The sequence below is a fragment of the Bacillus sp. ABR genome, assembly GCF_056172715.1.
The window spans coordinates 225,650-238,036 of record NZ_JAOYSL010000001.1 but is presented as its reverse complement, the minus strand read 5'-3'; the positions used below and the strand labels follow the sequence as shown (position 1 = coordinate 238,036).

Here is a 12,387-nt window from a genome sequence, read left to right as displayed (position 1 = left end):
CCGTATGTCTCTCCTTTTCTAGTAAACTTTCTTTAGCTTTGCCTGTACCACGAGACGCCCGTTTTTAGGTGCAAGCACATGATCACAGGTCGATAAGGTGAGGATGAGGTCATCTGTGGACACGTCTGTCTTCGTTTGATAGATTGATTTCTTGCGCACAGCTTGCAAGTAATGGGCATATTCGCCAAGATCCTGAAAATCGGTTTGAATATAATCGAAATCAACCGTTGTTTCATACACGGCAAAAATCTCCGCTTCATAGCTTTGATACAGCGTATCGTACTGAAATGTCCGGTGCTCATTAAAGAAATCTTTTTTTAGATAGTTTGTGAGTCCAGCAAACATGGATCCATCCCTCATCCGATGGCCGTACACCACTGTATTTGGGCTTTCATGCAGGACATCATTACGATAATCCATAAAGATACTGCCTGCCCGGGTGTCGTTTTTTAAATAATTACGAGTTAAGTAGAACGCATTATCGCGAGATTGAACGATCGGATACTGAATCATCGTATCCTCCATATTGATCCAGCCGACAATGTCCTCATTCACCTTCCGCAGCTCATCAAATGACGAACGGATCTTTCCCGACTCCCGTTTTTCATTCATTTCTTCACGTCCATACATCGTCTGGGCCTTTGCAAGCACCTGGCAATTTTGATAATAACCGAAAAGTTCGAAGCCGATGGCTGTACCGCTATAAATAAATACACCTAAACAGACGATCGTCAGCATCCGCTGCCAGAGCCGTTTTCCTCTTTTCACACTGTTTCACCTGCTTTTTGCCCAGCTTATATACCAACAGGCACGATGTACATCCCTGTTTCTGCATCCTGTCGAATCGTGACGGACACATCATAAATGTGCCGTACGTTCTCTTCTGTTAACACATCGTTTGGCTGTCCTTCACTGATAATCTGTCCATCCTTCATCGCTATGATGATATCGCTGTAGCGGACAGCCTGATTCATATCGTGGAGCACCATGACAATGGTTAATCCATGCCTGGCATTCAGCTCACGAATCAGCTCAAGAATGTCAAATTGATAGTAGATATCCAAATAAGTTGTCGGTTCATCTAAGAAAAGGATCGGTGTTTTTTGCGCAAGTGCCATCGCAATCCATACACGCTGCCGCTCTCCACCTGACAGTGAGGCGAGCGGCACCTTTCGTTTGTCCGTTAGCTTTGTACTGGACAGCGCCCACTCTATCGCTCTCTCATCCTCTTCCTTGTCTCCTCCGCGCATTGTCTGGTACGGCGTTCTGCCGAATGCCACGACCCGTTCGATCGTTAAATCAAGAGGTGCTTCATTTTGCTGATGGACGACAGCCAGCTTTTTTGCCAGCTCCTTTGGCTTGAACGCATTCAGAGCTTGCCCGTCTAAGTGAATCTGCCCTTTATTTGGACAATGATTATTTGCCATTAAGGAAAGCAGTGTGGATTTTCCCGATCCATTTGGACCGATAATGGTTGTGATTTTCCCCTTTTCAATCTGTGTTGTGACCGATTGAACGATGTCCTTCTGCTGGTCATATGAGAATGACACCTCACGAATGTCCATGGAGACGGTCCCCCCTTCTTAATAAAAAGATCAGAAACGGCCCGCCAATCACGGCCATGATCGTAGAAGCAGGAATCTCATTTGGCGCCACAAGCGTCCTACCAAGCGTATCAGCCGTCAAAATAAGCAAAGCCCCGCTTAACGCAGAAAATGGAATCAGTACTCGGTGATCCGAGCCGACAAGCCTTCTTGAAATGTGCGGAATGAGCAAGCCGACAAAAGCTATTACGCCCGCTACTGCTGCTGTCACTGCCGCAAGTAAAACGGCTGTGATGGAAATCAAAAGGCGCATTCTGGTCACACGCAAGCCTAAGTTTTTCGCTGTCTTGTCTTGAAGAGCCAACAGGTTACACCATCTGCTGAAGAAAAGTGCCACGACAAGGCCAACGACACCATAAACACCGATTAAACGGACATCTCCCCACGTTTTCATCGTGAGATTCGACTGTCCTGACTGATTAATTGTGATATTGAAATAGCTGCAAATGGTCACAAAAGCTTCAGCCATCCCAGTAAACATGGCATTGATGGCAATCCCAACTAAGATCATGCGGATCGGGCTTAAACCACCCTTCCAAGACAGAACGTACACGAGGAAACACGCAATCGCCCCGCCTAATACCGAAAATAAAGGTGAGTAGAAATAAAATTGAGGAAGCGCTGTAATCGCCATTAATGAAAAGAAGCTGGCTCCTGATGAAATCCCAATGACGCCGGCATCAGCTAACGGATTCCTCATGACCGACTGCAGCAGTACACCGGAGACAGATAAGGCGGCCCCTGTAAACATCGCGATGAGCACGCGGGGGATTCTCAAATCTTTAATGATTTCTACCTGTGCATGTTGACCGGTGATGAGCCCTTCTATTAATTCAATGGGGGTGACATGAATGCTCCCAGTAATGGCTGAATAAATAAACACGCAGACCAGTAAGAGACTGACTATCAGAAATAAAAATCCTGTTTTTTTCATCTTGAACGTCCTTTTATCATTAAGATTCGCAAACTTATGACGGATACAACATACGAGTCAATTCATCTAATGCCTCTGCTGCCTTTAAATTACCTGTTGTCCCGAATAAGCTTTCTTCGAGGTCATACACCCGGTCTTGTTTGACCGCATTAAAATGTTTCCAGATGTCATTTGTTTTAAATTCTTGATCAAACATTTTGACGACTTCATCCGGCATCCCATGTGCGGCTCGGAGTATGATATCTGGATTCGCTTTTTGTAAATACTCCGTATTGGATTCCAAATACTCCATTTTCTCGCCTTCCACAATGTTCTTTCCTCCTGCGATACGTACAAGATCACCAATATATGAATTTTCTGTCGCCACCAAATAACTTCCTGGCACACCAAGCAAAATCAGAACGGACGGCTTGCGTTTTCCTTTTGTCTTCTCTTGTATGTCTTTCTTTTTTTGCTCAAACGCAGACACAATGCGCTCAGCCTGCTTCTTCCTGTCATACTTATCCCCAAGCTTCGTGATGGCCTTCTCCATGTTGGCCATACTCTCGAGATTTAAGTATGTGGCAGGGACACCTGCTTGCTGAAAGGGTTTCTCTAAATCATATTGAAGGGTTGTGACAGACAGGACATCTGTCGGTTGAAGTGATTGGATGATTTCCATGTCCGGGCTCATGGGATTGCCGACTTCCGGCAGTCCTTTGTAACGAGCTGGCAAGGATTTTTGACTTGTTGGCACCCCAACAAGATCAACCTCTAAAGCATCCATGATCTCCGCGGCTGCTACAGTCGTTGCTACAATACGCTCACTTGATTCAGCGCTTTTTTTGCCTTTTGCTGAGCTTTCAGCTGACTGTGAGCAGCCCGATAAGATCATGCACACACTGAAGGCAGCGATCAAGGTACATAACATTCGATGCTTCAAAAACAGAAGCCTCCTTTCGAAAAAAGAGAGTGGATGCGCCGAGGAAAAAGGCGCATCTCACTTAAAATAAAACGAACTATCTTATCCGTGTTTGATATTTTCTGACGAGTACGAATAACGAACCGCCGAATAAAAGAATATACACCCAAAGAAGAGAGGTATCTCCCGTTTTCGGATTCAGCTGTCCAGACTCAGATTTGGTTTGGTCATCTGATGGCGTAAATGTCATCTGCTCCGCACCCGTTTCCTCTGGTGCTACATTCTCAAGTTGAGTTGTTTGAGAATCGTGATCATTTGGATTTTTGATAAATCCGATACTCTCATCGTCTCCAATGACCGTTGAAATTCCGCTTCCCTCACCGAGAGCGATTCCTTTTGTGTCATAGACAAGTTTGACATCGTACTGCTCATGGTAGTTCGCAGCTGGAATATCAATTTTTACGCGTGCAGCCTGAGCACTGCTTAAACTTTTTGCTTCATATTGAATGACACGTGTATCTGCTTTTTGATCTGTTTTCGCGACAAGTGTCTCTTCAAACTTTCCGCCTGTTCCTACTTGGAATGACGTGATGGCTGAGCTGTTTTTCACTTTATATGAAACGAAATGGCGGCCATTTTTCACAACCAGTGTCGCAGGGCTCACGACGTAATCGTTCATGCGGGAAAGCTCATCCTTGTCTGCTTTCTTCATTGAGAAAGGAAGCTTGTATACACCATCTTTTAGCTGAGTAGTCTCTTGATCAGCTCCGCTGTTATTTGTTTCTGGTGATGGTGTATTTGGTTTTGGCGTTTCTGGTGTAGCTGGTGGTTCTTCCTCTACCACCTGTCCGTCCTTCACTGGAGCGATACTCTTTGAGTCAAATTGAAAACGAATATCGTAGGTTTGGTCATAGTTAGCGGCTGCTACTACAATGTGTACTTTTCCTTTCACCGCTTTTTTCAAATCAGCAGCATCGAATGAAACCACTCTTGTATTCTTCGCTTCATCTGTGCTCACTATCTTTGCTTCTTGATAAGAACCGTTTTTCTCTGTTTTCAAAGAAGCGACAGACTTATGATCCTTCACCGTAAAGGAAATGGTCTGCTTTCCATTTTTGACGGTTAAGGATGCGGGATGTGAGAAGTATTGATTCATTCGAGATGCTTCATCCGTATCCCCTTTTAGCACACTGTAATTGATACGATATACGCCATCTTTTAATTGATTTTGCGCAGAATCATCTGGTTTTGTGCCATTGTTATTGCCTGGTGTTGTCGATTGATCGTCTGGTTTTGTACCGTTTTGATCATCCGGCTTTGTTTCGTTATCATCTGGCTTTGTACCGTTTTGATCATCTGGCTTTGTACCGTTTTGGTCATCCGGTTTAGTTTCATTGTCGTCTGGTTTTGTACCGTTTTGATCATCTGGTTTTGTTTCGTTATCGTCTGGTTTTGCAGGCGTAACGAGTGTTAAGCTGCTTTGATCGAATGCAAGCTGTACGTCATATGCTTCGTCATAAATAAAGCCGCCTAAATCCCAGTAAATTTTCACCCAGCCGTTTAATTTCGCTGATAAGTCGGCGACATCAAATTTGATCACACGTGTATTGGCTGTTTCATCCTCACTGACTGTTTCAGTGGTGACGAGCGCACCATTTTGTTCAACCTTGAAGTCTGTAATTTCTTGGCTTTGTTTCAGTGTGACATAAGCTGTTGTCTTGCCATTTTCCACAATCAGCTTAGCTGGCTTTTCTGTATAGGTATCCATCATAGACGCTTCTGAGGTACCATCTTTTAAAATGGTGAATCCGACTGTGTATTCCCCATCAACGAATGATGCCGCTTGAGCTGTTCCTTGAGGAATCTGAAACGCAGTCAACAAACTGAATAAAACAAGCAGAATGGCTGCCTTTAGATGAAAAAGACGTTTCAAATGGTGACACTTCCTTCCGTTAATGCTTGATGATCCACTTTCTTGCTAAAAACCCGCCAGAACATAAGACAAGCACAAGGAGCCACCCTGTTTGGCTTGTATCACCCGTTTGAGGATTTTCTTCTTGTTTCGTTGTGGATGAATCAGCTTTTTTCGTTGATTCTTTTGTTGGCTGCTTACTTTCTGCTGCACCCGTTGATTGATTTGCACTGTTAGACGAAAGTGACTTGATGCTGCTTTCATCGAATTTCAGCTGAATGGTGTAATCATGATCATAATCAGCAGATTTCACAGTGACATGAATTTTGGACTTGATCGGTTTAGACAAGCTTTGAGCTTGGAACTGAACGAGCCTTGTATTGGCTTTTTTATTTGTTGAGAGAACGGTTGTATCGACATAGCCGCCATTTCCCGGCACTTTAAATTCCGTTACCCAGCTGCTATTTTTAATCGTCATTTGTACTGTCAGGTTTCCATTTTTCGCTATCACTTTTGCTGGCTTCAACCAGTAATCATTTGCCATTGAGACTGCATTTCCTTCAGCTTTTAGCACTGTATAATTGACGGAGTATGTACCATCCTTTAATGCGGCAGCCTGTGCGTTTGAAAAAGGCAGCATAAGTGCCAGTAAAAAAACCGCCATGAAGACTGACAGCCTCATTCTTTTTTTCATCAAGCGAATTTCCTCCCTTTCTATTGAACAGATGGCGCATCAAACTTGAGGCGAATGTCGTAATTGCCAGTATATCCGATGGCTGGTACAGTCACACTCACTTTTGCTGGTACAACCTCAGTCAGGCTGTTCACATTGAATTCTACTGTTCTCTTATTCGCAGCTGTATTTGTACTGATCACCTTCGCATCTTTGTAGACACCTTGATCGAGCGTTTTAAAGCTTGTGATCCAAGAGCTGTTCGTTAACGTGACTTGTGCTTTGATTTTTCCATCCTTTACGACAAGCTTGGCTGGTTTTTCAAAATACGTATTCGCTGTTGAAGTCGAATCGCTATCTGCCTTCCATACCACATATTGCGCTGAATATTGACCATCTGCTAAGCCAGCTGCTGAGGCCGAGCTAACAGGTGCTAGAGCAAATAATAGAACAAAACTAAGGAATAATAATACGGGTGATGTTGAACGAATGACTTTCATGTGAACCCTCCTAAATGATATTGATAATTATTCTCAATAGATAATAAAAAAAATAACCTTCACAAGTGCTGGAACACACTTATAGATGATTATGATAATCATTATCAATTGAGTTAAAAAAATAAATCTTTGCTTCCTAAAAGTCAAAGATGTCTGCTTCTAAATGATGGATTGATACGAGTTTTAGGCAATCTGTCCCATTTATAATACCATGGCATAACCTCCATTCCATTACAGGGAAAAGAACCCTCTTCTCCTTGATATTATATAATGCATGAAATGATTGTCAACATCATTTTTCATACTATTGTCTTAGTTTTCTGGAAAATCACACAAAAAAATTTCGATCAGACACACTGATCGAAATGGATTAAGATGAAACATGTTCCTCTATTTTGCTGTGTTTACGATCTAAAGACCAAGCATACATTTCACGAATAATCGGTTCAATTTTCTTCCCTTGAACTGTTAATTCGTATTCAATCCGTACTGGAATATCGGGGAATACTTTTTTCTCAACAAGTCCCTCAGCTTCTAAATCCTTCAGCCTTTCTGATAGTAATCTTCCGCTGATGTTCATTTCATTTTCAAGCTGACAAAAACGCTTAGGCCCTGTCAGAAGCTGATTGATGATGAGAATGACCCACTTCTTGCCTAGAATCTCCATGGCATCTGTAATTGGACAGCCATCTACTTGAGCCATATCTTACTCCCTCCTGCTTTTTTCTCTTTTTTTTATTATAACACAATTAATTACTTGAAATAAGTCACTAACTATTATATAGTTTAGTTACTAAAAGTAACAAGGTATTCATTTTTTATAGATTTTCAAAAACATTTGAACATGCCGATGCATATATCATGAAGGAGATGACCGAGCTTGAAGACAATTGAGCAGCTAAGGCTGGGTGTAACAGAATTACATGTGTCCAGCTTTGATCGTTCTTTACCTTTTTATACAGACATTTTAGGATTTTCTATATTAGAAAAGACAGATTCCACGGTGACACTTGGCAGCAATGCAAAGGAACCGATTCTTTTGTTAAAAGAAGATGCACAACTGAAAGAAAAGCCTGATCATGAGCCAGGACTTTATCATTTTGCTGTTTTATTACCTACCAGAAAAAACCTGGGCACATGGCTGGCACATGTAATCAAAAAAGGCTATCCTTTAATTGGAGCAAGCGATCACTTTTTCAGTGAAGCCATTTATTTAAGTGATCCTGACGGCATTGGCGTAGAAATTTATGCTGACCGTCCTCAGGACATTTGGGTCGGTGAGCATGGAGAACTGAAAGGTGGCGGAAATGCACCGCTTGATGGAGATGGACTCCTGCAAGAAGCAGCTGATACCACATGGGAAGGACTCCCTGCCGGTACAGTGATGGGACACTTGCATTTCCATCTCAACCCAGAAGAAGCGGATTCCTTTTATGTCAATACGCTCGGTTTTCATATCCGAATGGCTCCACCAGCAAGCGTATTTATCGCCGCTGGTGTGTACCACCACCACCTTGCCTTTAATGCATGGGGACGCGGACGAAAAGGAGCCATTGATCCACGTTTTTCAGGAATTAGAAGCTATACACTGGTTTTCCCAGAAGAAGCAGACAGACAATCCGTCGTCGAACGTCTGACAAAAGCAGGCACTCAAGTCAACACGACAGGAAAAAGCAGCGAATTTGTTGATCCATTTGGCGTTCTCGTTCGTTTACAGATTGAAGAAACAGACTAAAAAGAAGGTGCAGAATATGGACAAACACACAGAGCTTAAAACAGCCATATTAAAAGATAAAATCAAACGAGTACAGCAAGAAGACGGGTATATCTATATCACTGGACCCATTAAACTGCCAGTGAATTTAGACGGCAGAACCGTGATGTTTAACTGGTATTCATGGTTAAAAGACGATGGAAAAGAGCCACTGTCAGATGAAGCTTTAATTGAAAGCCTTTCGTCCCGCCAGCTGGCTGATCATCAGCAGTCAAGCGTTCTTGTGTATGGGGATTTCGAGCACGCTGACGAAGCTCTTATCCGTATGCATTCCATTTGCCACACTGGCGATATTTTCGGAAGCAAGCGCTGCGACTGTGGATTCCAATTGAAGCAGTCTATGCGAATGATTGAGGACAATGGAGCAGGAGCCCTGTTTTACTTAGCCAATCATGAAGGCCGCGGCATTGGTCTTTTCAGTAAAGCCATGGCTTATATTCTTCAAGAAAACGGCTATGATACAGTAGAAGCGAACGAAGCACTTGGTTTTGAAGATGACACACGTCAATACGAAGAAGCCATTGCCGTTCTTCAAACACTTCGTACAAAGCCGGTCAGACTCATTACCAATAACCCGAAAAAGACAGATGCGATCAGCCATGCAGGTTTATCTCTTTCTGGACGCATTCCGCTTTGGGGAGATGTCTCTGAATTTAACGAAAAATACTTGCAGACAAAAATCAACCGCTCAGGTCACATGAAGGCGGAGCAAGAGGTGCGTACGATTGCCACATCATGAGCGATATATGAAACTAGCCCTTGATAATGCACGGGCAATGAAAGGTCAGACATCTCCGAACCCGCTCGTCGGGGCTGTGATTGTGCGAGAGAATGAGATTGTTGGCGTCGGCGCTCATATGAAAGCTGGCGAACCGCATGCTGAAATTCATGCACTTAACATGGCTGGAGACAAGGCAAAAGGAGCCACGATTTATGTGACCCTTGAGCCTTGTTCCCACCATGGGCGCACAGGCCCTTGTGCCGAAGCACTTGTGAAAGCCGGCGTCGAAACCGTTGTCGTCGCGGCTCTTGATCCGAATCCACTTGTCGCTGGCCGCGGGATTGCCATTTTACAAGACGCGGGCATCCAAGTTATCACGGGCGTACTTGAACAAGAATCCATACTGATGAATGAAGTATTTAATCACTTTATTACGAAAAAAACACCTTTCGTGACGCTCAAAGCGGGCATTACCTTAGATGGGAAAATCGCCTCTGCCACGTCTGACAGCAAGTGGATTACATCTGAGACATCCCGTTATGATGCTCACCATATCCGCAGTATCAATGATGCGATTTTGGTCGGTGCTCAAACGGTCATTCACGATGACCCTTCATTAACTGCGCGGATTCCAAATGGAAACAATCCGATTCGAATTGTCTTAGACTCTAAGCTGTCAACACCACTGACAGCAAAGATCGTCACAGATCAGATGGCACCTACATGGATTTTTACAACAAAGCAAGCCGATGAGGAAAAACGAGCGGCTTTAGAAGAAGCTGGCGTCCGTGTCTTTATGACAGACAGCGACACGCGGGTTCCCCTGCAGGAAGTGCTTCAAGTGCTGGGAGAAAAAAATATCTCCTCCCTCATGATTGAAGGCGGCGGCCAGATTAACGCCTCTTTCTTAGAACAGCAGCTTGTAGATAAATTGGTCATCTATATGGCGCCTAAACTCATTGGCGGACGACTTTCCCCTTCCTTTTTCGGAGGCGAAGGCATACGCCTCATGAGTGATGCCATTGAACTGGATCAACTCGCCGTGGAACCACTCGGGAAAGATATCAAAATGACGGGCTATCCCGTTTATCAATAACAAGTAGGCTGTCGAGGAAATCTCGACAGCCTTATTTTTGTCTTCTAGTCTCTTCTCTCTAAAAACTCAATTCGATTCCCAAATGGATCTTCTACATAAAACCGATTGGCTCCCTCCAATGGCTCATCTTCTTTTATACTAATCTGATGCTTCAATAATACCTCTTTTAATTCTGATAGACTCTTTACAAGAAAAGCTGGATGAGCTTTCTTTGCAGCTTGAAAATGTTCCTGAATGCCAATGTGAAGCTGATGATGACCGCATTGGAACCAGACTCCTCCACGTTTAGCTAAATTACTAGGCTTAGGTATTTCTTTCATCCCTAAAATTTCGCCAAAAAACAAACGAGCTTTCTCTTCACTGCCTTTTGGGGCAGCTAGTTGAACATGGTCGATTCCAAAAAAGTTTGACATATTTCCCTCCCCTTTCTGTTCTCAATTGGTTTTTCAATGTAGTTTGATTGTTTCTTCATTGGTGGGCTTGATACTTGAAGACTTTCTTTGAGGTGTTTCATAAGATGCAGGGTTTGAATGCAGTATTTTTTTCAAAAACAGAACTCCCATGGTCATGAAAGTTCTGTCCATCTAAGTGTCTCTTGTCATGACATTTGAAACCAAGATATATCATGATTCATTTTGATGAAACTTGTCGTAAAATGTTTCATGTGAAACATTGATCGTTACTTCGCTTCAACCAGCCTGCCAAAGCTTTCTGGTGAAAGTCCCGGTGAAATGCGGATGCGGTGCAAGGACATCATGCCTTGTTCCTTCTTCGCATGTCCTGGTTCAGTGGTAACAGCCATTTGGTATCCGGCTTCCTTCGCCAGCTTCAACGTCTCTTCATTATAGCGCCCAACAGGATAGCTGACCATTCTCGTACGCTGAGAAAATCGCTGATCAAAGAATGTCTTTGATCCTTTTAACTCCTCTTCCTGCTGCTGCTTTGATAATTGATTGAGCTCTAAATGATGAATCGTATGACTCTCAATCGAGATCCCATGTGCGATCATCTCATCCATTTGCTCATCCGTTAAGTGATTCGGACGGCCAATGGATTGCTCAATCATGAAAATCGTTGCTTTCATTCCATGCTGTTTTAAAATCGGAAATGCCTTTGTATAGTTATCCGTATATCCATCATCAAATGTAATGAGGACACTCTTCTTACTTGGCATCGAATTTGTTGTGAAAACGCGGTACGCCTCTTCTGGCGACAGTGTGACATAGTCGTTGTCCTTCAGCCATTTCATATGGGATGCAAATTCGCTCTTTGGCACACGTAACGAGTTACCGCTTGAGATGCTGTGATACATCAAAATTGGAAGCTCGACCGGCTCCTTTTGCTTCATCCAGTTTTGTGTCTTTATCACTGCCGTTTCTTTTTTCTGATGCATATCTTTTGTTTGTAATGGACCCTTTTCCTCTTTGACGACTTGCTGGCTTCCTTCCGCCTGCTCCTTCATTCCCGTACAGCCCGAAATGAGCAGCAGCATAAGACCAACCGTCATCAGCATACATGTTTTCTTCATTCACCAATCCTGCTTTCTCTTTATCTACCGAATGATTATAACAGAAATTGGTTATTCATTGATATCTATTTTGACAGGGTATTCATTTTTTTACACATTTCGATCATCTCGATGGCGAGCAGATGAATGGTCTCTGTTGTGAGCATTTGATCTTCTGCGTGTATCAGCAGTAAAGAAAACGGAAGCTGTTCACCTGCCGCTTCTTTTTGAATCAGCGACAAGTGCAGGTTGTGGATGCTTCGAAACGCTTCCTCCCCTTTTTCGATCAACTGCTGCGCTTTTTCAAAATCATCAGCTCTTGCTAGACGAATCGCTTCTACATAATGACTTCTTGCCTCGCCTGCATGGGCAATGATTTGAAAGGCTGCTCCCTGCATTTCCTCTAATACCGTCATCTGCTTCTCCTCCAATTACTCAAGATTCATTTGCTAGTTTCAGTGCATGATTTAGGATTTTTTCTCCGTTTGCTGTTCCGTATAATCTCACATTGACGACATCGACAGGGATTTGATAAGGTGCCGCTGTTTTTTCTGCTGCTTTTTTCATAAAACTTACTTGCGGTCCAAGTAAAATCGCCTTTACATCCTCTCCATGCTCTTCTAGTTCATCCGCAATGGCTCCTTCAGGTATAGCATAAATATAGTAATCCAGCCCTTTAGCTTCTGCGGCGGCCTTCATTTTCGACACCACAATGGACGTCGACATTCCTGCTGCACAAGCGAGAATGATTCGTTTCATATCCCA

General features: G+C 43.3%; 15 protein-coding genes. 3 read left to right on the top strand and 12 right to left on the bottom strand.

All coding sequences use genetic code 11. From position 1 onward, the window contains the following. Window positions 1-18: 18 nt before the first annotated feature. From srtB to OIT90_RS01080, 8 genes are all read right to left on the bottom strand, one after another. Window positions 19-768 carry a class B sortase gene (srtB, locus tag OIT90_RS01115; RefSeq protein WP_474892170.1) on the bottom strand — a complete coding sequence of 250 codons (750 nt, stop codon included), beginning with the start codon at window positions 766-768 and terminating at the stop codon, window positions 19-21. Window positions 769-794: 26 nt separating this feature from the next. Next, window positions 795-1,565: an ABC transporter ATP-binding protein gene (locus OIT90_RS01110; protein ID WP_064498835.1), complete on the bottom strand. Its 771-nt coding sequence runs from the start codon at window positions 1,563-1,565 to the stop codon at window positions 795-797. Further along, window positions 1,552-2,538: a FecCD family ABC transporter permease gene (locus OIT90_RS01105; protein ID WP_058838449.1), complete on the bottom strand. Its 987-nt coding sequence runs from the start codon at window positions 2,536-2,538 to the stop codon at window positions 1,552-1,554. The genes OIT90_RS01110 and OIT90_RS01105 overlap by 14 nt, the downstream gene beginning before the upstream one ends. A gap of 34 nt (window positions 2,539-2,572) precedes the next feature. Next, on the bottom strand, window positions 2,573-3,460 hold the full coding sequence (isdE, locus tag OIT90_RS01100; RefSeq protein WP_059377273.1) for a heme ABC transporter substrate-binding protein IsdE: 888 nt from the start codon (window positions 3,458-3,460) through the stop codon (window positions 2,573-2,575). Between the two features lie 76 nt (window positions 3,461-3,536). Then, window positions 3,537-5,372, bottom strand: coding sequence for an NEAT domain-containing protein (locus OIT90_RS01095; protein WP_144493887.1), 1,836 nt, complete (start codon window positions 5,370-5,372; stop codon window positions 3,537-3,539). A 19-nt stretch (window positions 5,373-5,391) separates the two neighbouring features. Further along, entirely contained in the window at window positions 5,392-6,045 is a 654-nt protein-coding gene (gene isdC / locus OIT90_RS01090) for a heme uptake protein IsdC (protein ID WP_144493886.1), read from the bottom strand. A gap of 20 nt (window positions 6,046-6,065) precedes the next feature. Further along, a complete protein-coding gene (locus tag OIT90_RS01085) occupies window positions 6,066-6,524 on the bottom strand; it encodes an NEAT domain-containing protein (RefSeq protein WP_048237822.1) in 459 nt (152 codons plus the stop codon). 370 nt (window positions 6,525-6,894) lie between these two features. Next, a complete protein-coding gene (locus OIT90_RS01080; protein WP_144491631.1) occupies window positions 6,895-7,227 on the bottom strand; it encodes a winged helix-turn-helix transcriptional regulator in 333 nt (110 codons plus the stop codon). Window positions 7,228-7,404: 177 nt separating this feature from the next. On the opposite strand from OIT90_RS01080, the gene OIT90_RS01075 reads away from it, so the two are divergent. The 3 genes from OIT90_RS01075 to ribD are packed head-to-tail and all read left to right on the top strand — an operon-like array spanning window position 7,405 to window position 10,115. Then, window positions 7,405-8,259, top strand: a complete 855-nt coding sequence (locus OIT90_RS01075) for a VOC family protein (RefSeq protein ID WP_047202941.1) — start codon at window positions 7,405-7,407, stop codon at window positions 8,257-8,259. A gap of 16 nt (window positions 8,260-8,275) precedes the next feature. After that, complete coding sequence (locus OIT90_RS01070; protein ID WP_024427515.1) at window positions 8,276-9,037, top strand: GTP cyclohydrolase II; 762 nt, start codon at window positions 8,276-8,278, stop codon at window positions 9,035-9,037. Further along, window positions 9,024-10,115 (top strand): bifunctional diaminohydroxyphosphoribosylaminopyrimidine deaminase/5-amino-6-(5-phosphoribosylamino)uracil reductase RibD, encoded by a 1,092-nt coding sequence (gene ribD / locus OIT90_RS01065; RefSeq protein WP_041087597.1) that lies wholly within the window; start codon window positions 9,024-9,026, stop codon window positions 10,113-10,115. Before OIT90_RS01070 ends, ribD begins: the two co-directional genes overlap by 14 nt. A gap of 44 nt (window positions 10,116-10,159) precedes the next feature. Here the strand turns inward: ribD and OIT90_RS01060 are convergent, their stop codons facing one another. From OIT90_RS01060 to OIT90_RS01045, 4 genes are all read right to left on the bottom strand, one after another. Further along, window positions 10,160-10,528 carry a VOC family protein gene (locus OIT90_RS01060; protein ID WP_024423896.1) on the bottom strand — a complete coding sequence of 123 codons (369 nt, stop codon included), beginning with the start codon at window positions 10,526-10,528 and terminating at the stop codon, window positions 10,160-10,162. A 266-nt stretch (window positions 10,529-10,794) separates the two neighbouring features. Beyond that, window positions 10,795-11,643, bottom strand: coding sequence for a polysaccharide deacetylase family protein (locus OIT90_RS01055; protein WP_394721349.1), 849 nt, complete (start codon window positions 11,641-11,643; stop codon window positions 10,795-10,797). A gap of 65 nt (window positions 11,644-11,708) precedes the next feature. Then, window positions 11,709-12,038 carry a PTS sugar transporter subunit IIA gene (locus tag OIT90_RS01050; protein ID WP_024423898.1) on the bottom strand — a complete coding sequence of 110 codons (330 nt, stop codon included), beginning with the start codon at window positions 12,036-12,038 and terminating at the stop codon, window positions 11,709-11,711. Window positions 12,039-12,057: 19 nt separating this feature from the next. Continuing rightward, entirely contained in the window at window positions 12,058-12,381 is a 324-nt protein-coding gene (locus OIT90_RS01045) for a PTS sugar transporter subunit IIB (protein ID WP_268464974.1), read from the bottom strand. Window positions 12,382-12,387: the final 6 nt, after the last annotated feature.